This is a genomic window from Paucimonas lemoignei (genome assembly GCF_004342585.1).
GTDB classification, from domain to species: domain Bacteria; phylum Pseudomonadota; class Gammaproteobacteria; order Burkholderiales; family Burkholderiaceae_D; genus Paucimonas; species Paucimonas lemoignei.
Window position 1 is genome coordinate 179,322 of the sequence record NZ_SLZQ01000004.1, and the last position, 20,041, is coordinate 199,362.

Below are 20,041 nucleotides of genomic sequence, written 5' to 3' on the forward strand. Positions count from 1 at the left end.
CGACATGCCGTTATCAGGGCAGCACTGAGCCGCGAGAGGCATGTCGAAAGTCGTATTAAAGCTGGCCGCTTTCCTTGATGTCCAGATAGCGGTTCACCAGCACCATTCCCAGCTTTTCCGGCACCACATCGATCAACTGCCCGGCACGCATGCCAAGCCGGCGGATGGCATCGCTGCGCTGTTCGAGATACAAGGCCGTTGCGCAATGACGCAAGGCGTCATTGAACTGCAACACCGGCGCCTCGATGGCGTTATCCAGGATGCGCTCGCGCAGGCTGGCGCACAGCACGAGGTGACGGGAAGCCAGCAACTCGCATGCGGCGCGCATGGCATGATCGTCTTCATCGCGCAAATTGGTGATGACGACGACGAAGGCGCGCTTGCCCAAGCGCTTGAGCAATGCACCCGCCGCCTGCAGGTAGTCCGGCGCCGCCTCGCCGGCCTGCACATCATAGATGCCGGACATGAGGCGATCCAGCCCGGTTCTTCCCTTGGCCGGACTCATCCAGCGTGTTTCCGCGCCAAAGCTCATCAGGCCGACCGCATCGCCCTGCCGTTGCGCCACAAAGCCGAGGGTCAGGACAGCATTCAAGGCATGGTCGAAATGCGCATGCGTGCCATCCCGGGCCAGCATGCGCCGTCCGGTATCCAGCAAGAATACGACTTGCTGATCGCGCTCTTCCCGGTATTCCCGGGTGATCGGCTTTTGCAGGCGCGCCGTGGCTTTCCAGTCGATCGCGCGCAAGCTGTCGCCCTGGCGGTATTCGCGCAACTGGCGGAAATCCGTGCCTTCGCCGCGCCGGCGCTTGCGGATCGATCCTGCCGTCGGCGCGCGACGGTCAGTCGCGGTCAGCGCATGACCGAGCAGCTTGGAAAAGTCCGGGAATACCTTGACCACATCGTGTTGGCCCAGCCGGTAGCGGCGCTGCCACAATCCCAGCGGCGAGCCGACGCGGATATGGGCCTCACCAAAGCTGGCATCGCCACGCCGGTCGGGGCAAAGCCGGTAAGTAACAGAAGCGAATTTGCCGCTTTCGATACGGGTGGCATGCGGCAGCCCTTCCATGCCCCACGCAGTCGGGTAGTCATCCATCAGTTCAACATCCAGTGCGCGGGCGCCTTCATTATGCAAGGTCAGCGTTACCGCATTCCAGACATCGACCGGCCACACGCCTGCTAGCCGGCGCTCGACCTGCAGCGGCGGCGCCGTCCTCGCCAGCCAGGCATCGATGGCGCATGCCAGCAATAGCGCCACGCCACCGCCCAGCCAAAGCTGATCGAGCGGTTTCCAGAAGCTGGCTGCCAAGCCCAGCAGCGTCCAGGCCGCCGCCAGGTACAGCAATCGGCGCGAGGGAATCATGCGCGCGGCGCGGCGACTTGTTCCATCAGCGCGGCCAGCAAATCATCGCTGCTGAGGCCATCCAGTTCGCTTTCCGGCGACAGCGCGACGCGATGGCGCAGCACCGGCAGCACAGCGGCCTTGATATCGGCCGGCGTGACATAGTCGCGGCCCGCCATCAAGGCCATGGCGCGGGCAATGCGAACCAGCGCAATCGAGCCGCGCGGGCCGGCGCCCACTGCCAGTCCCGGCCAATCACGCGTGGCGCGCACCAGCCGGACAGCGTATTCCGCCACGGCGGCATCGACGCGGATCTGCGCGACAAGCTGCTGCAAGGTCACGATGGTGGCCGGCTTGACGAGACTGTTAACCTGCCCGACATCGAGGCCGTCGCCGATGCGGTTACGGGTGACGGTCTGCAGCATGGCCACTTCCTCTTCCTGGCTCGGGTAACCGATGCGCACTTTCACCAGGAAGCGATCGAGCTGCGCTTCCGGCAAGGGATAGGTGCCTTCATTTTCCAATGGATTTTGCGTGGCCAATACCATGAACGGCGCGGCCAGCGCATGCGACTCGCCTTCGATCGTCACCTGCCGCTCCTGCATGGCTTCCAGCAGCGAAGACTGGGTCTTGGCAGGCGCCCGGTTGATTTCATCGGCCAGCAGCAAGTGAGTAAAAACCGGCCCCTTACGTACGCTGAAGGTCTGATTCTTCATGTCATACACCGAGTGGCCCATCACGTCCGCCGGCATCAGGTCCGGCGTGAACTGGATGCGGGAAAAGCTGCCCGAAAAAGTGCGGGCCAGCGCTCTGACCAGGAGTGTCTTGCCCAAGCCCGGCACGCCTTCGATCAAGACGTGACCGCCGGCGAGACAGCACGCCAATACCTGATCGATTACGGCTTGCTGCCCGACCATCGCCTGGCTGATCTGGGCACGCATGCGCTGCACGATATCGATGGCTTGCTGAAGATGCTCGGGCTGCACGCCGGACGGCGTGGCTGTGACGGCGACAGTTGCGGCATTGGTGGCGGCAGTGGCGGAAACCGGATTAGCGCTCATGGGATTTTCTCAATTGTCGAAGAGTGTGAATTTGACGGGTGAAGGCGGCGGGCGTCTTGCCGGCCGGATGACGCAAGGCGTCCGCCACATCGGCGACGGCAAGATTGCTGGCCTTCGCCAGGCGTTCGATTTGCTCGTCCGGATGCCGACGCAGCAACTCGGGGCTGCGCCGTTGCCATGCCTTGTTGGCAGCAGCGCGGGCTGCTTCCAGCAGCAGTTCGCGGCCGCCCTTGAGCTTCCAGAGCCAGCGGCCGCTGGCATCGATATGCTCGATCAGCGAGCGCCGCTCCAGCGTCGGTTCCGGCAAGATCGGCCCGAAGCGGCGCAGCGCCGTCCACAGCATCAGCAACAGCAGGCAGACTGCGCCAATCAGGGCGGGGCGGAAATTATCCCAGAGGGCTTGGTACCATTTCACCATATCGATGTCGCGCACGATGATGAAGTGAGCGGCAGACGGTTTGCCGGTGTGCGCGCCTTGCCTCAGCTGGGCAAGTCCCAGCAGCATTTCGGCGTGATCGTAACGGGCGAGCTGACGGTTATTGAAATAATTCTGCGCCACCAGCACGACGTGTCCGCGCCCTTCCGCATAGACACGTACCGCATCGCCGGCGACGTCGCCGTGCAGCGGCGCGGGATGCGCCTTACCGGACCGCATGCCGACATAAGAGACGTCGAGCTGCAACGCATAGCCTGCGCCCGGCGGCGTGAAGTCCGTCAGCCGATCGGCTGCCTTGCCTTTGATTTCAGGAGGAGTAAAGAGGCTGGATTCCTTCGCCGATGCCGATTCCTTTTTTTTGCATTCACACTTCGCGTGCTTTAACGTCACGCCGAACCGGGCGGCGACAGGATCCGTTTCCACTTTGGCGACGTTACTGCCGCGCTGAGCCGCAGCCTGACTATCGTCATCGCGATCGTCGTCGGCATCGCTGCCCCATTTGGGCCGCATGATGAGCGTATTGCCCTTGCGGACCCAGGCCAGCAACAGATTGGCTTGCTCGGGGCTGACCATGCCGCCGTTTTCCGCGATGAGCAAGGTGCCGTCGGGAAGCGGCTTGAGCAGCGCTTCGCGCAATGTCGTCTCATCCCTGACGGTGAAGCCATGGTTCGTCAGCAGGCGGGTGCTGGCCAGCATGGGATTGTTGCGCAGGGAGTCGGAAGTATAGGGGCGCGCCACCCAGCGCCTTTCAAAAGCGCTGAACCACCACAGGCAACCGGCGCCGATCACCAAGAGCGTCATTGCGGCATATAGCCACTGACGATGCTTGTAACTCATGCTGCCACCGCCTTGCCAGGCAGGTTGCGGCCAAACTGCTCATGCCAGCTCATGCAACTGGCGCTGAGGGTTTCCGTGGCCGGCCAGCGGTCGCCGTATGCGCCGTCCAGCCAAAGAGCAGTGACAGTATCGGTCACCTGCAAGCGCCCCGTGCCCAGCTGCTGTTGACGGCATGCGATCCGGGCCAGACGCAGGCAATCCGCCTCGGTCGCGCCGCGCGTCAGCAGCAAGCCATCCTCGGTGGTCAGGCGGGAAACCGTTGCGCGATAAAGCAAGGCCAGCGCGCCGCGCCGCTCGCCTCTTTGCCATAACGCCAGCACGTTACCGACAATATCGTCCGGCAGGCTTTCAGGCCGGATGTCGAGACCGCCGATTTCAGTCGCAGGCAAGGGCTTGGCTGACTGGAACATGCCGGCGAGCTGGCCGCGGTAGCGGTAGAGCAGCCACGCCACCAGCATGAGCGCCGCCGCAATCAATGTAATCCGGATGATTTCAGCGACCACCTCCAGATTCGGCAAATCCGGCGCCGGGTCCTTTACTTCTTTCTCCTTTGTGCTTGCCTTCGGCTCCCACGTCTCCATGCAACGGTAATTGCGCAAGTCATCGCTTTGATACAGTTGCTCGATTTCCCGCCGCAGCCGGGCTTGCTCGGTATTATGGTCGGGAATGCGCGGCGTGGGCCTGGAGTTGGCCCATTCTGGCTCGGCGCATTGCTGAAAAGCGGCAGGCGGCTTGGCGGGCGTTGCCGCGTTTGCAGCGGCGGGCCAGCTCGCCAGTGAGCCCGCCGATACGCAGGCCAGCATCAGGCTGACCGCTGCCGCCACGGCACTGATGCCGCGGTATGCCGGCGGCGCCTTCAGCTGGCGCAGCGTGATTTCGATATCCCAAGCTTCCAGTGTCGCGCGGCGGCTCAGATACAGCGTGAAGCAGCAGGCTGCATAAATCGGGCCGATGATGCCGCCGCTTAAGGCGTAGCCGCCGAAACTAAGCGCCAGCATCAGCCGCGATGGCTCGCTCGAGAATTCGCCAAACAGATAGGCAAATGGGTTGATGGAGTTTTCATTGGTCAGGAAGATGCCGATAAAGGCAATCAAGCCGATCTGCAGAATCACTTCCAGATGCGCGCAGGCGATGCCGAACCAGTATGCCGAACGCGATGTCCCGCCGCTGCCGATGATGGCGCGGCGCGCCGCCGCCGTTGCGCTGTTTGCGCCTTCGAGCTGCCAGATTGGCTGGTACAGGCCGCGGCTGGGAACAAACGGACGCCACCAGGTCAGCAGCCGGAACCATCCACCCTTGAGCTGGCGCGGCCAGGCACGCAGGGCTTGCCGCCATGTCACGTTTTCGCCGAATACCTGGCGCGACAAAATGTATAGCGGAGCGCGCTCCAGCAAGGGCCGTAACCACCATGGCAGAACCAGCCACCAGGTGCCATGCTCGGGAAACCAGTACGCGAGAGCAGCCGCCAGCGCGACAAGCGGCAGCCATAGCGCCAGCCATGCCGCATAGACGGTGCCGGCATGCGCGCGCAGCAAGGCCATGCCGAGCTCAAGCGCCAGCGCATTCGGGCGCGGACGCAGATCGATGCGCAGCTTTTCGAGTTCCATTATCGGCCTGCCCTTCCTGCCAGCGAAAAAAAGGCGATCACGGCAATCCAGCAGATCGTGCCCACGACGTATTTCACTTCGACAGAGATATTGCCGCTGGCCGACCAGAACGCTTCGACGAAAGCCGCCAGCACGGTCAGCATGGCGGCTCCGACGATCACCGGGAACATCGCCCTGGCGGCGGATAAAAGCGCATGCCGGCGTGTCAGCCGGCCCGGCGCGATCAGCGACAGCCCCAGCCGCATTCCTGCCAGGCCGGACAGCAGCAGGCCGGTGACTTCGAAACTGGCATGGGTAATGACGAAGGCGCTGAAGGTTTCGCGTGTGGCCGGGTCCTTGCCCAGCCAACTCGCCACCACGCCCAGATGCATGCCGTTAAATACGATGCTGAGCAAGGCGGGAATGCCGCCGAAAAGTCCGGCCGCGAAGGTGCGAAAGCCGATCGAGACGTTATTCCAGATATAAAAGCCGAACATCATCACGTCGCTTTCGCTGCCGCCGCGACCGAGATTCATCTTCCCCGGCTGGTACATCGCCTGAAAATCCTGCAGCTGTTGCGGCGACATGAAGGCATAAGCCCAGTGGGGCTTGACCCATACCAGCCAGCCCAGCGCCAGCGCCACGCCCCAGAACCCGACCAGAGCCAACAGCAGCAGGCGCCATTCTCGGCGCACCTGGCGCGGCATTTCCTGCAGCAGCCAGTCACGCAAGGTCTGCGGGCGCTCGGCGGCGGCGCCATACAAATGCCGATGACAATCCGATACCAGCCGCTGCAGATAACCTGTCAGAAGCGGCGAATACCCGCGCTGCCCGGCCAGCGCCAGGCATTGGCACAAGCGCCGGTACAGCGCCGGCAATTGCGGCGCGGCCTCATGCGTCTTGTTCTGCAAGATGGCGGTGATCTCGTTCCACAAGTCGGCGTGCTCGGCCTCGAACTGTTTTTGCTTCATCAGGTCAGCCCTGCCACGATGCCGCGCAAGCGCTGCAGCGATGCCGCCCCTGTCAGCCCGGTCAGCGGTTCAGCCAGCGAGCCCAATTCTTCTAGCCGCTCCGGGGATAGGGTCTTTTCACGCTCGAACAAATCCACCAGGGCCCGTTGCTGCTCGGGCGTAAGCGGAAAAGGCGCAGCAAGCGGCGGCACGCCAACGGCAAGCTGGCTGCGCTCCTGGCCCTTATCCGTGTAGACGACTTGCGTGCCGGCGACGATGTCGCCAAGGCGTCGGCTGCGGCCATCGAATAACATGGATAACAAGCCGGCGAAATACATCGCGGGAAGAAAGTCCGCCACCAGCATCAGGTTGCGCAAAGCGGATTCACGCCAGCCGACCGGCAATCCGTCGGCACGAACCACTTCTATGCCCATGATGCGCTTGCCCAGCGTGCGCCCGCCGCAATACACCTCGCACAGGATCGGATAGCCCCAGTAGCTGACGAACAGCAGCACCAGATACACGCCCTGGCCGACCTTCGATCCAAGCAAGACCATCGCCAGCGCCCATATCGCCATCAGCCAGATCATGAGATCGATCGCCCAGGCCCAGGCCCAGGCGCGGGTCGCGGCTCCCGCAGGCGTCAATAACAAGCGCACACCCTCGGGGGTCGTCAGTGACAATCGGCCATCGATCAAATTTGCTTGGAAAGACATGGAAGCGTTATTTTTTGTCACCAGGACATATTTACCGGCACACAGTCTACGAGTTCACCTTTTTTATGTCCATAAATGCAACATGGATGCGTCGTGCGCACAACAGCCTATGGCGTATGTTCTAAAAAATTTAACAAATAGCCACAAAAAAGGGATTTAGTTTCCGTCTGGAATTATTTATTATGGTACGAAGCACCTAGGCTTTATGTTGAAGCCTCCGCGCCGTAAAGAAAGTAAGTGATTCGTGCAAGCTGCGCCACAAAATTATTGCTCCAGATCAACATTACCGTTCTTTTCAGGAAACTCATATAGAATGAAAAGCAATCGGTTCATGCTTGCGTATTGCCGCCACGGCGCCTGTTTCAGGTTCAAGTCAAAGCCGATCGATTGCAAATGTTTGCCGCTGACATGTGCGCGCCCAAATCCGCGCGTTCCGGTATAAAAAGCCGGCACATGAAAGGCGGCAATGGCCCAGACACCGAGCATGGAAAACCTTTTAAAACATCTGGTAGAAATCACGGGACACCGTGATCACAACCTGCTTGATATTTCCGTCATCTCCGCGCTCAGCGATCTGGTGGGCGCCAGCCAGGCGCGTGTCCTCGAAATTTTCCGTGTGCGCGATGAATTGTTTGTGCGGCCGCGCGTATGGCTCAAGGAAGGCAAAGCCGTTTCGGTGGATGACCTCGCCGACGGCGAGCAAAACGGTGAACCGCTTGCCGACTTCCCGGCGCTGGTCAACTGCATTGAAAAGCATCTCGACAGCGTAGAAGAAGATACGCCCAATGGCGACTATGCGCTGTGGGTGCCGGTCTGGCTGAACGACAAGGTCAGCACTTGCCTGCATATCGTCAACACGGCGCCATACACGCATTCGACGAAGGATGTGATGGCAGGCATCCTGAACGTGTACCGCAATTTCCAGAGCCTCCTGGATTACAGCGAGCGCGACTCGCTGACCGGCCTGTTGAACCGCAAGACCTTCGATGAAAAATTCTCGAAGATGACTGCCTATATCGCGCCGCCAGATAGCAATAGCGCGAACGATGGCGAGCGGCGCAATAGCGACGAGGCACGTGAACACTGGATGGCGATGGTCGATATCGACCACTTCAAGCGCATCAACGATACCTTCGGCCACCTGTATGGCGACGAGGTGCTGATCCTGGTGGCAAACCTGCTGCGCGCTTCCTTCCGCGCCCAGGACCGCATCTTCCGCTTCGGCGGCGAGGAATTCATGATCCTGCTGCGCTCGGCGACGCTCGACGATGCGCGGCGGATTTTCGAACGTTTCCGCGCCAGCGTCGCGCAATTCAATTTCCCCCAAGTCGGCCAGGTCACGGTCAGCCTCGGCTTCGTAAAGATTTCGGCGCAAACGCCGGTGGTGCTGCTCGGCCATGCCGATCAGGCGCTTTACTATGCCAAGACCCATGGCCGCAACCAGGTATGCCAGTATGAAGAGCTGGTCGCCAATGGCTTGCTGCACTCTGGCGTATCGAACGATAGCGTCGAGTTCTTCTGATAATATCCTGATATCTTTCTGTTGATCCTGCCGTGGCACTTTTGGTGCCGGTGCATGCGGAGCTTTTGGATGCAGGCTTTTTCCCGCACTCTCATCGACCTTTACCATGTAGCGGAAAACGCCTCCTTGCAGCGCTTTCCGGAAGAGGTGCTGCGATTGCTGCAACCGTGGATCGATTTCGATGGCGCCGTATTCGGCATGGGAGAAAGCCAGACCGAGGCGCAGGCCAATCTGCAGATCGTCCATGCCCATATCCATAACCGTGACGCATCGCTCCTGGCCGATTACGAGACTGTCTCGGCCACCGACCCGGTCACCGGCGCCTTCCTTGCCGGCCTGGCCAGCCCCATGCCGGTGGATTGCCAGGCCGTGTATGCGAACCGGCAGCATGAACAAGTCGACGCTTTCGCGCATAAGCACCAGCTGCGTCACCTGATGCTGTACGGTGACGCGCCCAGCGCCGAGCGCAGCGGCCGCTGGCTGGTGCTGTACCGTAGCGACAATCGGGCGTTCCAGGAACTTGAAGCGGATTTGCTGCATGCGGCGTGGTTCCATGTCTCGCGCGCGGTGGATATCAACCGTGCGGTTGCGCTGGACCGGCAAGACCCGCAGCATGCGCGGCGTGCCTCGGCATTGGTCAATCCGCGCGGCTTGATCGAGGCGGCCGATCCGCAGTTTCATGCCTTGCTGGAGCACGAATGGCCGAGCGGCGGACACAAAAGCCTGCCACAGCCCTTGCTTGACAGCGCTGAACGCGGTCAGCCTTACCGCGGCCGCCGCATTGAAGTGACGATGCGGCGCGAGGATGCCTGGCTGGTGTGCGTGGCGTGCGCCATCGAGCAGCGCGGCAGGCTGACGCCAGGCGAATATGCCGTGGCGCGCCGCTTTGCCGCCGGCATGAGCAACAAGGAAATCGCCCGCGAACTGGGCGTGTCGCCGCATACCGTGCGCAGCCAGCTCAGCAATGCCTACGCCAAGCTGGACGTGCATGACAAGGCTGAGCTGGCGCAGCGCCTGATGACGCTGTCGCCCTGAGTCTTCACTCCGCCAGAATTTGGCGCATTACAAGCCGGTGAAGACGCTGGTCTCCCACGCCGTTTCCGCATTCGGATAGAAATTCACCGTCGCGCCGCCCAATGCCGTCGGGGCGCTCGCTGCAGTTAACGTGCCCTTGATGAAGGCATCGATCAGGCGCACTGTCTCCAGCGGCTTGCCGACCGGGAAGCCATGGTCGAAGCCCTGATTGGGATTGATCATGACCGCGTCGACCGTGGCGCCGGCCTGCTTCAAGTCATACTTCGAGGTCGCCGTGTAATTGTCGTAAATGACCTGGTCGCCGCGCCATGTTGCAAAGTCCGTGCTGGCCTTGGCCAGCATGGCTTTCTTCCCGCTCAGCAGCGTACCCAGGCGGCCATCGCCGGGAATCGTCACCGGCGTGCCATCGCCATTGGCGACCGGCTTGACGACGTTGCTGCCCGATACGTTGAACTTGTGCGCGTAATAGAGCGACTCGGGCATGTACTGGATGTTGAAGCCGTCGTACAGCGAATTGGTGTAATTCGGCGAGGAACGGAAGGCCGGGTCGGTGATTGCCGCCGGGGTGAAGGCCTGGGTAATGTCGTACTTGAGGATATCGTTATACACCAGCATGTCCCAGATATTCTGCACATTGGTGAAGGTACGCTGATCGCCCTGCCAGGAGCGTTGCTGGAATTCGGTGGCGACGATGCCCTTGGCGTCATCGGTCACCGGCACCCAGTCGCCGTCCGCCCAGACTTGTCCGAGCGGGTCGGTGCCGGCTTGTCCGGCGTTGAAGGAGACGCGCACGCCGCGCGTGCCGATGCCGGCCAGCCCCACCAGGTTGGCGTAGCGGTTGGGATTGGCGATCACCATTTCGAGCGCCACGCCAAAACCGAGCGAATAGCCGACCAGCGTCACGCCCGACGTCGGAAAATCGGCAATGCTGTTCATGACTTTTTCAAAGTCGAGCGCGAAGTCGCGCAGCGAAGTGATCTTGCGGTTGTAGCTCGACTTGCCGCTGCCGCGATAGTCGAAGGTGTACACGGTGTAAGCATCGTTGAAGGCATCCACCGCGCGGAAGGCTGCCAGCATGCCTTCGAAGGTCGCGCCCGAGGTGTTATTACCCGGCACCAGCACGATGGTGTGCGGGCCATGGCCGACCTTGCGCACGTAGATGCTTTCCTTCGGATCGGATGGCGAGGTGCCATTGATAATGACCGCGCCTTCTCCGAGCGTGGCCACCGGGCTGAGTGTCGTCGTGGTGGTCGTGGTGACGGCGGTCGAGGCGCCGCTGGTGAGCGCCGCCTCCGGCGAGGAAGAACCGCCGCCGCAGCCGGCCAGCAATGTCGCGCCGGCCAGGCCCAGCATGGTCAATAATCTTCTTGCGATTGTCATGGTGTGTCTCCTGTGATGAACGTGGCTTGTCAGCCACTTTGGGGAATCACACATTACGCAAATCCGCCGGCGACCTCCATCACGCAAATGCATGAGATGACGATATGCCGGAGGCGGAATCGCATAAAAATTTCTTGAGCTCAATGAAGGGAAAAAGCTGCGGCAATTCGATGCCGTAAGTTGCGCAATTAGCGTACGTGCGCAGATTTATCGGCGTATGATCTTGATGGGTTACCCATCTATTCATGACTAGCTGAGAGGCAATATCTTGCAACACTCTGCATCAGCTCAGGGCGCCACAAGGCAAAAACCACCTTTGTACCGGTCGCTCTATTTCCAGGTCATCGTCGCCATTATCCTTGGCGTCTTGCTCGGGCACTTTTACCCTGAAACCGGCGCGGCGATGAAGCCGCTTGGCGATGGCTTCATCAAGCTGATCAAGATGATCATCGCGCCCATCATTTTCTGTACCGTCGTGATCGGCATCGCCGGCATGGAAGACATGAAAAAGGTCGGCAAAACCGGTGGCCTGGCGCTGATTTATTTTGAAGTGGTGAGTACGATCGCCTTGCTCATCGGGCTTGCCATCGTCAACCTGGTACAACCGGGCACGGGCATGCATGTCGATCCGGCTTCGCTGGATATCAAGGGCTTGGCCGCCTATACCGGGCCGGGCAAGATGGAAAGCACGACGGATTTTTTTCTGAACATCATCCCATCCAGTGTGGTGGATGCTTTTGCCAAGGGCAATATTCTCCAGGTTTTACTGTTTGCCATCCTGTTCGGCTTCGCCCTGCATCGTTTCGGTGGCCGCGACAACATGGTGTTTCACCTGATTGAAAAGACCGGCTCGGTATTGTTTGGCATCGTCGGCATCATCATGAGAGTCGCGCCGATCGGGGCCTTCGGCGCCATGGCGTTTACGATCGGGAAATACGGCGTCGGCTCGCTGATTTCATTAGGCAAGCTGATGGGTACCTTTTACGCAACCTGCCTGCTGTTCATCTTTGTCGTGCTGGGCACCATCGCCCGCTTTCATGGCTTCCGCGTCTGGAAACTGATTAAGTACATCAAGGAAGAATTATTCATCGTTCTCGGGACATCTTCCTCCGAATCGGTACTGCCGCGCATCATGGCAAAGATGGAAAACCTTGGCGCGAAAAAATCCGTCGTGGGCCTGGTGATACCGACGGGTTACTCCTTCAATCTCGATGGCACGTCGATTTACCTCACCCTAGCTGCAGTGTTTGTCGCTCAGGCAACCGATACGCACATGACGCTGATGCAGCAGCTGACGCTGTTGGCGGTGCTGGTGGTGACCTCCAAGGGCGCCGCCGGCGTGACGGGCAGCGGGTTCATCGTGTTGGCTGCCACCCTGGCCGCAGTCGGCCATGTTCCGGTTGCCGGCCTGGCGCTCATTCTGGGTATCGACCGCTTCATGTCGGAAGCCCGGGCGCTGACTAACCTGATCGGCAATAGCGTGGCAACGCTGGTGGTAGCCAAATGGACGGGCGACCTCGATATGGACCGCATGCGCTCACACCTTGAACATGAATCTGCCGAAGAAGCGGATGCCCCCGAAGAAATCGTCGCTGAAAAACTCGAGAGGGATGAAAAAAGCGCTTGATCGATCCACTGCCTGAATGCCCGTACACTGGCATTCAAACCCGGCGTGGATGGCAAGTCGATAGCGCATTCAAGTCGAGGAAAAGTGGCAAATCGGCAAAGGTGCGATAATGCTCCTCTGCTTCTCACACCCCTTATCTAATCGATGAATCCCGGACTTGCTTATGCCGCCACCGCCTATACGGCATGGGGCTTGTTCCCCCTGTACTTCAAAGCGCTGCATCACGTGCCGCCTTTGCAAGTCCTGATGCACCGCGTGGTGTGGTCGCTGGCATTTTTAGCCATCGTCTTGACGACGCGTCGTCATTGGGCATGGCTGGGCCGGGCACTGCGCGACATGAAGGTAGTCGGCGGCTTCGCAGCCAGTGCGCTTTTGCTATCCGTGAACTGGTTCGTGTATATCTGGGCGGTTGGCGAAGGGCGGGTGGTCGATGCCAGCCTGGGATATTTCATTACGCCGCTCGTCAATGTCATGCTCGGTCTGCTCCTATTGAAGGAACGGCTGCGGCCGCTGCAGTGGGGCGCAGTCGGCCTGGCGGCCGCCGGCGTGGCATGGCTGGCTTGGCAAAGCGGCGGCTTGCCCTGGGTCGCGCTAGTGCTGGCTATGACCTTTGGCTCCTATGGCTTATTGCGCAAGACGGCCGCGCTGGGGGCGATGGAAGGCTTGACGATGGAAACCCTGCTGATGTTTCCGGTGGCACTTGCTTACCTTGGCTGGCAATACACGAGCGGCAACGACGCCGTCGGCAGCGCCCCCGTGACCGAGCAATTGCTGCTGGCAGCATCCGGGCCCATCACGGCGATTCCGCTGCTGATGTTCGCCGCCGGCGCGCGCCGCATCCCGATGTCGGTGCTCGGCTTGCTGCAGTACATTGCACCCACCATTCAATTCCTGCTGGGCGTAGCGCTTTACCATGAACCCTTCAGCGGCGCGCGCCTGGTGGGATTCGCGCTGATCTGGAGCGGCCTGGCGATGTATTCCTGCGAAGGACTGTGGCGCAGCTGGACAAGAAGAGCCGCCGTGCCCTGAGCCATCCCCAGGTTCAACGGCAACGAGAATTGCCGCCTGATCCGAACACGGGATTAAAGCCAATCAACTGTCATGCGCTGAGCGCACCGGATTTCATCTCGGGTGACATATCGGGTATGCTTCCACCTTTCCATTGAAGTCATCTGATATCCATAATGGCTAACTACGTTTACACCATGAATCGCGTGGGCAAGATCGTGCCGCCCAAGCGTCATATTCTTAAAGATATTTCTCTTTCCTTCTTCCCTGGAGCAAAGATCGGCGTGCTCGGCCTGAATGGTTCGGGCAAATCCACCCTGCTGAAAATCATGGCTGGCATCGACAAGGATATCGAAGGCGAAGCGATCCCGATGCCGGGTCTGAACATCGGTTACCTGCCGCAGGAGCCGCAGCTCGATCCGGAACAGACCGTGCGCCAGGCCGTGGAGTCGGCCCTTGGCGAAGTGTTCGAGGCGCAAGCCAAGCTCGACGCCGTGTATGCCGCCTATGCCGAGGAAGACGCCGACTTTGATGCGCTGGCCGCCGAACAGGCACGCCTGGAAGCGATCATTGCCGCAAGCGATGGCAATAGCCTGAACCAGCAACTGGAAATGGCAGCCGATGCGCTGCGCCTGCCGCCGTGGGAAGCCAAGATCGGCGTGTTGTCCGGCGGTGAAAAGCGCCGCGTCGCGCTGTGCCGCCTACTCTTGTCCAAACCCGACATGCTCTTGCTGGACGAGCCGACCAACCACCTGGATGCGGAATCGGTCGACTGGCTGGAGCAATTCCTGCAGCGCTTCCCCGGCACCGTGGTCGGCATCACCCATGACCGCTACTTCCTCGACAACGCTGCCGAATGGATCCTGGAACTGGACCGCGGCCACGGCATTCCCTGGAAAGGCAATTACAGCTCCTGGCTGGAACAAAAGGAAGCGCGCCTGAAGCAGGAAGAAGCCAGCGAAAGCGCGCGTCAGAAGACCATCGCCAAGGAATTGGAATGGGTGCGGCAAAACCCCAAGGGTCGCCAAGCCAAGAGCAAGGCACGCCTGGCCCGCTTCAATGAACTCTCCGAATACGATTACCAAAAGCGCAACGAGACGCAGGAAATCTTCATTCCGGTCGCCGAGCGCCTGGGTAACGAAGTCATCGAATTCAAGAATGTCTCGAAAGCTTTCGGCGATCGCCTCTTGATCGACAATCTCTCGTTCAAGATTCCTCCGGGCGCCATCGTCGGCATCATCGGTCCCAACGGTGCCGGTAAATCGACCCTGTTCAAAATGATCGCCGGCAAGGAACAACCGGATAGCGGCGAAGTGGTGGTTGGCCCGACCGTGAAGCTGTCGCTGGTGGATCAGTCGCGCGAAGAACTCGATAGCAAGAAAACCGTGTGGGAAGACGTGTCGAATGGCGCCGATATCCTGACCGTGGGCCGCTTTGAAATGCCGTCACGCGCTTACCTCGGCCGCTTCAATTTCAAGGGAAGCGACCAGCAGAAAGTCGTCGGCAACCTGTCGGGCGGTGAACGCGGGCGTCTGCACTTGGCCAAGACCCTGCTCATGGGCGGCAATGTCTTGTTGCTGGACGAACCGTCAAACGACCTCGACGTGGAAACCCTGCGCGCGCTGGAAGACGCCTTGCTGGAATTCGCCGGCAGCGTGCTGGTGATTTCGCATGACCGCTGGTTCCTGGACCGTATCGCCACGCATATCCTGGCGTTCGAAGGCAATTCGCAAGTGACTTTCTTCGACGGTAATTACCAGGAATACGAAGCCGACAAGATCAAGCGCCTCGGCGAAGAAGCGGCCAAGCCAAAACGCGTGCGTTACAAGCCGGTGACCCGGTAATAACGCGCATTCATCCCGGATGGCTTGTATCGGCATCCGGGGTCGCCTCCTTCCTGCCTCCCTGCCCTCTCCGCCAGCCATTCCAACAGGAATCGATCGATTCCCACCCGCACGCAAGCCTAGGGAATTTTTTAGGCCGCATGCCGCCATCGCCGTGCAGAATACTGCTTCAATTTATATGTAATCAAAGGCTTACAACATTTTTCCTGCCTATGATGAGGTGTTCTTCCCTTGCATGAACACTTTTCATCTCAACGATATCCCGAGGAAAAATGAAGACAAACAGCACTCTTCTTTTGGCTCTTTTTGGCGCGCTGGCGGCTAACGCGGCGCATGCGGTTGGCGTCACCGGCGAACTTGGTACCACAGGCGTGGGCGTGCATTTCAGCGTGCCGCTGACTTCCAGCATCAATGCCCGCATTGGTGCCAATGTGTTGAATTACAGCTTCGACGGCTCGACCAGTAACGTGGACTATGACTTCAAGCTCAAGCTACGTACCGTGGATGCGTTACTGGATTGGTTTCCCACCGCGAATCAATTTCGTTTGACGGCAGGCGTCATCTATAACGGCAACAAGGTGGATGCCGTTGGCCTGCCCACCGCCGGCACCTATACGCTTAACGGCAATGTCTATAATGCGGCGACTGCCGGCACGCTCAATGGCCGCATCGATTTCCGCAATTTTGCTCCGTATGTGGGCATCGGCTGGGGCAATGCCGCGTCCAGAACCAGAGGCTGGAGCCTCTCTTCCGATTTGGGCGCGTTCTATCAAGGGAAGGCGCGCACTTCCCTGAGCCTGAATGGCTGTTCAGCGGGCCCGGCGATCTGCAACCAGATTGCCAACGACGTTGCCGCCGAAAATCTTCGGCTGGCCGACAAAGCAGACGATTACCGCGTCTATCCCGTTATCCGCATTGGCATCACATATATCTTCTAAGCCCCGCCTGGTGAGATAACTTGGCGCTGCGCGTTCTGGGCTACCTATTCCACCACGCCCTGCTCGCGCAGCCATTGCACCAGTTGCTGCAAGCCTGCCTGGTTGATCGTGATTTCGCTGGAAACGAGATCCTGGCCATCCGTGTCTTCACGAATCTGGATGCCCACGGACTTGCCGCTTTCCCCATGCAGCGTCACGACCAGTTTTTCATTGCCGATGGCGGAAGCATTCTGGATTACCGCCTGGCCGGAATCCGATGCCTGGAATGTCGATTGCATGGCAACTCCTTTTCATTCATCCATGCCATTCAAGGATTCGATATCGCCGATGGCTAGCTTCAGCATCAAATCCGGCTTGGCTTCCTTGAAAGGAATGCCGGTTGCCATGGCGTCGGGAAAAGCCTTTTTCATCAGGCCATTCTGAAAAATAAAATACTCTCCATGATCGTATTCGATCGTGTAAGTCAATTGCTTTCCGGTGCGGCGCTTGTATTCTTCAATAGGCATGGTGCTTCTCCATGTACGATGACCATCCATCATTGTTTATAGCGCTTACGCTAGCATGGCTTGCCGAATCGTGAAGCGCGTTTAGTCAAAGATGATTTTTTTCCACGGAGGTTGCCATGCCTTTGGAAATAATCGATGAATATGAAATCGAGTATGAGGGCGTACTCCTGCCGCAGCACGAGGGCTGGGGCGCCTATGTCACCGTGTATGGCCCCTCGCACAATCCCATGCACATGAATGCGATTTATCCGCGTCACCATGTCTCGTTTGAAAAAATTTTTCCTAACGAACAGTTAGCCGAGGCGGAAGCGCGTCGGGTCGCGCTGGAGCTGGTGCATCACCATCGTCGTCCGGCCTGACGCTTTGCCGCTCAACACCGTCACGGAGAGGCTTTGCTGAGGAAAGGAACGATTGCGCTGTTTATCGGCCTAAATCCTTTATCACTCCCAGCCTAATTGGAGATGGATATGAGCGTGTCGAAACTGCAGAAGGAAGCATGGCACCCCTATTTTGACGCCATGTCGCGGATGTTAACCGGCAAAACCGCAGAGATTGCCGTGGATTCCTTGAAGCTCGGTCATCAGATCGAAGCGGAATGGCTGCCCTTGTACGGCCTTGTCTATGATCCGAAAAGCGATGTGTTCGAAGTAGTGATGGAAGGACTGGACCACATGATCCGTCATCCGCAGGAAGTGTACATCGACATCGACGCCACCGGCTTGAACAGCGTAGAGGTGGTGGATGAAGACGATGTGCACCAGATCATCAGTCTGCGTTCACCCCTGATGCTGCCGCAATCGCTGCACTGACGAGAAGCCTCGTTAGCCGCCCGCAGGCCAGATGCATGAATTGAGCGGCAGGGTGGACAAACAGGCCTTGCCGCTGCCCACCCTGCCGCCGTCCAGCCCTAACTCACACTTAGGGCTTCAGCACGACCTTGATGCATTCATCCTGCTTGTTCTTGAAGAGATCGTAGCCGTGCGGCGCCTCGTCCAGCGGCAAATGATGCGTGATGATGCAGGTGGTATCGATCTCGCCCTTCTGGATCCGTTCCAGCAAGGGTTGCATGTAACGCTGCACATGCGTCTGGCCGGTCTTGATGGTCAGCGAGCGGTTCATCACCGAGCCGAACGGCACCTTGTCGATCAAGCCGCCATATACGCCGGGCACCGATACCGTGCCGCCGTTGCGGCATGCCATCATGGCTTCGCGCAGCGCGATGGGCCGGTCGGACTCCATCCTTACCGCCTGCTTGATCGTGTCATACGCGCCCACCATGCCGACGCCATGCGCTTCCATGCCGACGGCGTCGATGCAGGCATCCGGGCCGCGTCCGCCAGTCAGCTGCTTCAAGGCTTCTAGCACGCTGACCTCTTCGTAATTGAGCGTTTCGGCACGCAGCTTTTTGGCCATGCGCAAACGTTCAGGGAAACGGTCGATGGCGATCACGCGTTCCGCCCCCTGCACGAAGGCGCTCTGGATGGCGAACAAGCCGACCGGGCCGCAACCCCAGATCGCCACGACATCGCCCGGCTCGATACTGCAATTTTCCGCCGCCATCCAGCCGGTCGGCAAAATATCGGACAGGAAGAGCACCTGGTCGTCGCTCATGTCATTCGGCACCTTGAAGCAGCCGACATCGGCATAGGGCACGCGCACATATTCCGCCTGGCCGCCTGCATAGCCGCCGGTCAGATGCGAGTAGCCGAAAATGCCGGCCGGTGAATGCCCCCACATCTTTTCCGCCATCCAGGCATTGGGATTGGAGTTCTCGCACAGCGAATACAGCTTTTCCTCGCAGCTCAGGCAATGACCGCACGAGATGGTAAACGGCACCACCACGCGGTCGCCGATTTTCAGGTTGGTGACAGCGCTGCCGAGCTCGACCACTTCGCCCATGAATTCGTGGCCGAGGATGTCGCCCTTTTCCATGGTCGGCACATAGCCGTCCAGCAGATGCAGGTCGGAGCCGCAGATCGCCGTGGAGGTGATCTTCAGGATCGCATCGCGCGGATTGAGGATGGTCGGGTCGGGAACGTTATCGACTTGCAGCTTGTTCTTGCCATGCCAGACATTTGCTTTCATCCCGGTTCTCCCTGTTTGAACAATAAACGCGTGATCATGCTGCGCGGCCCTGACGGCTGGCCGACCGTGGTCGGAATCTCGCCGGTTTCCATCAATTGCTTGAAGCGCCGGAGGTCCTGGTCGATTTGCAGTTCCGGCTCTTCGCCAAAGAGTTTCGCCAGGACTGACCAGGCCTTGCCCCCCGGCGGGCTATACAGCAGGTCGATCCGGATCACGGTGCCGCGCCCGCCGGCACCCCGCTCAAATCGCACCGTGCCGGCATTTTCAATGTCGGCGCCTTCCAGCGAATGCCAGGCCAATAGTTCACCCGGATGGTCTACCGTGATTTCGGCATCCCATTCGACGGTCGTGCCGCCCGGCGCCTTCGCGCGCCAGTGTGACTTGGTATCGCCAGTCACACTGACCTCTTCCAGGTGCTTCATGAAACGCGGGAAATTCTGGAAGTCACGCCAGAAGCGGTAGCATTCTTCCGGCGACTTGTTGACCGTGATGCTCTTCTGGACATCTACTTCGCCCGGCTTGGTGGTTTGCACGACCGACATGCTGGATTGGCGCGCTTCGCGCTTCTCGCGCATGCTGGACATGACGTCGAGCACGGTGATGCCGGCGACGATGGCGGTGGCCATGCCGATGCGCTGGCGGCGCTTACGGTGGAAGCGGCTGGTCGTCTGCGCCGCCACGCCGAGCAGCGCCAGATCCATGATGTCGCCCGCCACGCGCGACCATAGCCAGTTGCCCTGCTGGCGCGGCTGGCTCAGGATGCCGGCGCCGCTGGCAATCTCGCGCAAGCCGACCGCGCGCAAGAGCATGGGATGTTCATCGACGCCGGCGGCGCGCGACACTGCGCGCGGCGCCAGCAACTGGGCAACACCGAGTCCGATACTGAGCCACCCCAAGCCCTTTGCCAGATTCGCAGCGCTGCTATGCCGTTGTTGCGGACGCGAACGGGCGCTGCCGGCAGAACGGCCATACGAGGCGACACCGGAAAACGCTTGCTCGTCATGCTGTGCCGACGCGGGGGCCAGCGGCGTATTGGGTGGGTTGTAGAGGGCTGGGGCTTGGCGTGGCGCAGCAGCTTGCCCCGCTGAATTCAGTGTTGACTCCATAAGTCTCTCCATTGTGCGTGGCGGAAATGACAACAAATTTGATAATTAGGGTGTCATGCCAGACT

Annotated in this window: 20 protein-coding genes; 8 read left to right on the forward strand and 12 right to left on the reverse strand. The window is 59.8% G+C overall.

From position 1 onward, the window contains the following. Window positions 1-55: 55 nt before the first annotated feature. The 7 genes from EDC30_RS08160 to EDC30_RS08190 form a co-directional block, all read right to left on the reverse strand. Window positions 56-1,360, reverse strand: coding sequence for a DUF58 domain-containing protein (locus EDC30_RS08160; protein WP_132258331.1), 1,305 nt, complete (start codon window positions 1,358-1,360; stop codon window positions 56-58). Continuing rightward, a complete protein-coding gene (locus EDC30_RS08165) occupies window positions 1,357-2,400 on the reverse strand; it encodes an AAA family ATPase (RefSeq protein WP_132258332.1) in 1,044 nt (347 codons plus the stop codon). Before EDC30_RS08165 ends, EDC30_RS08160 begins: the two co-directional genes overlap by 4 nt. Beyond that, on the reverse strand, window positions 2,390-3,673 hold the full coding sequence (locus EDC30_RS08170; RefSeq protein WP_132258333.1) for a DUF4350 domain-containing protein: 1,284 nt from the start codon (window positions 3,671-3,673) through the stop codon (window positions 2,390-2,392). The genes EDC30_RS08165 and EDC30_RS08170 overlap by 11 nt, the downstream gene beginning before the upstream one ends. Further along, window positions 3,670-5,280, reverse strand: coding sequence for a hypothetical protein (locus EDC30_RS08175; RefSeq protein WP_132258334.1), 1,611 nt, complete (start codon window positions 5,278-5,280; stop codon window positions 3,670-3,672). The genes EDC30_RS08170 and EDC30_RS08175 overlap by 4 nt, the downstream gene beginning before the upstream one ends. Further along, entirely contained in the window at window positions 5,280-6,230 is a 951-nt protein-coding gene (locus EDC30_RS08180; RefSeq protein WP_132258335.1) for a stage II sporulation protein M, read from the reverse strand. Before EDC30_RS08180 ends, EDC30_RS08175 begins: the two co-directional genes overlap by 1 nt. Beyond that, window positions 6,230-6,925 carry an RDD family protein gene (locus tag EDC30_RS08185; protein WP_132258336.1) on the reverse strand — a complete coding sequence of 232 codons (696 nt, stop codon included), beginning with the start codon at window positions 6,923-6,925 and terminating at the stop codon, window positions 6,230-6,232. The genes EDC30_RS08180 and EDC30_RS08185 overlap by 1 nt, the downstream gene beginning before the upstream one ends. 264 nt (window positions 6,926-7,189) lie before the next feature. Beyond that, window positions 7,190-7,411 carry a hypothetical protein gene (locus EDC30_RS08190; RefSeq protein ID WP_132258337.1) on the reverse strand — a complete coding sequence of 74 codons (222 nt, stop codon included), beginning with the start codon at window positions 7,409-7,411 and terminating at the stop codon, window positions 7,190-7,192. Here EDC30_RS08190 and EDC30_RS08195 point away from each other — a divergent pair. Beyond that, window positions 7,410-8,447 carry a GGDEF domain-containing protein gene (locus tag EDC30_RS08195; RefSeq protein ID WP_132258338.1) on the forward strand — a complete coding sequence of 346 codons (1,038 nt, stop codon included), beginning with the start codon at window positions 7,410-7,412 and terminating at the stop codon, window positions 8,445-8,447. The genes EDC30_RS08190 and EDC30_RS08195 overlap by 2 nt on opposite strands. Window positions 8,448-8,516: 69 nt before the next feature. Continuing rightward, window positions 8,517-9,482, forward strand: coding sequence for a helix-turn-helix transcriptional regulator (locus tag EDC30_RS08200; protein ID WP_165973763.1), 966 nt, complete (start codon window positions 8,517-8,519; stop codon window positions 9,480-9,482). A gap of 27 nt (window positions 9,483-9,509) precedes the next feature. Here EDC30_RS08200 and EDC30_RS08205 read toward each other — a convergent pair whose 3' ends face one another. Continuing rightward, window positions 9,510-10,862, reverse strand: a complete 1,353-nt coding sequence (locus EDC30_RS08205) for an alpha/beta fold hydrolase (RefSeq protein WP_165973764.1) — start codon at window positions 10,860-10,862, stop codon at window positions 9,510-9,512. Between the two features lie 268 nt (window positions 10,863-11,130). Here EDC30_RS08205 and EDC30_RS08210 point away from each other — a divergent pair, with 268 nt between their 5' ends. The 4 genes from EDC30_RS08210 to EDC30_RS08225 all read left to right on the forward strand — a co-directional run bounded on the left by EDC30_RS08210 (window position 11,131) and on the right by EDC30_RS08225 (window position 16,279). Then, window positions 11,131-12,489, forward strand: a complete 1,359-nt coding sequence (locus tag EDC30_RS08210; protein WP_207907238.1) for a dicarboxylate/amino acid:cation symporter — start codon at window positions 11,131-11,133, stop codon at window positions 12,487-12,489. A 144-nt stretch (window positions 12,490-12,633) separates the two neighbouring features. Next, entirely contained in the window at window positions 12,634-13,518 is an 885-nt protein-coding gene (gene rarD, locus EDC30_RS08215) for an EamA family transporter RarD (RefSeq protein WP_132258342.1), read from the forward strand. A 155-nt stretch (window positions 13,519-13,673) separates the two neighbouring features. Then, entirely contained in the window at window positions 13,674-15,341 is a 1,668-nt protein-coding gene (gene ettA, locus EDC30_RS08220; RefSeq protein ID WP_132258343.1) for an energy-dependent translational throttle protein EttA, read from the forward strand. Between the two features lie 272 nt (window positions 15,342-15,613). Next, a complete protein-coding gene (locus EDC30_RS08225; RefSeq protein WP_207907239.1) occupies window positions 15,614-16,279 on the forward strand; it encodes an AsmA family protein in 666 nt (221 codons plus the stop codon). A 44-nt stretch (window positions 16,280-16,323) separates the two neighbouring features. Here the strand turns inward: EDC30_RS08225 and EDC30_RS08230 are convergent, their stop codons facing one another. Both EDC30_RS08230 and EDC30_RS08235 read right to left on the reverse strand, forming a co-directional pair. Next, window positions 16,324-16,557: a hypothetical protein gene (locus tag EDC30_RS08230; protein WP_132258344.1), complete on the reverse strand. Its 234-nt coding sequence runs from the start codon at window positions 16,555-16,557 to the stop codon at window positions 16,324-16,326. A gap of 12 nt (window positions 16,558-16,569) precedes the next feature. After that, the gene (locus EDC30_RS08235; RefSeq protein ID WP_132258345.1) at window positions 16,570-16,785 is read right to left on the reverse strand and encodes a hypothetical protein; all 216 of its coding nucleotides are present in this window, start codon (window positions 16,783-16,785) and stop codon (window positions 16,570-16,572) included. 116 nt (window positions 16,786-16,901) lie between these two features. Here EDC30_RS08235 and EDC30_RS08240 point away from each other — a divergent pair, with 116 nt between their 5' ends. Both EDC30_RS08240 and EDC30_RS08245 read left to right on the forward strand, forming a co-directional pair. After that, a complete protein-coding gene (locus tag EDC30_RS08240; RefSeq protein ID WP_132258346.1) occupies window positions 16,902-17,144 on the forward strand; it encodes a hypothetical protein in 243 nt (80 codons plus the stop codon). A gap of 108 nt (window positions 17,145-17,252) precedes the next feature. Next, complete coding sequence (locus tag EDC30_RS08245; RefSeq protein WP_132258347.1) at window positions 17,253-17,594, forward strand: DUF5335 domain-containing protein; 342 nt, start codon at window positions 17,253-17,255, stop codon at window positions 17,592-17,594. 109 nt (window positions 17,595-17,703) lie between these two features. Here EDC30_RS08245 and EDC30_RS08250 read toward each other — a convergent pair whose 3' ends face one another. Continuing rightward, window positions 17,704-18,870, reverse strand: a complete 1,167-nt coding sequence (locus EDC30_RS08250) for a zinc-dependent alcohol dehydrogenase (protein WP_132258348.1) — start codon at window positions 18,868-18,870, stop codon at window positions 17,704-17,706. Then, window positions 18,867-19,976, reverse strand: a complete 1,110-nt coding sequence (locus EDC30_RS08255; protein WP_132258349.1) for an SRPBCC family protein — start codon at window positions 19,974-19,976, stop codon at window positions 18,867-18,869. Before EDC30_RS08255 ends, EDC30_RS08250 begins: the two co-directional genes overlap by 4 nt. Window positions 19,977-20,041: the final 65 nt, after the last annotated feature.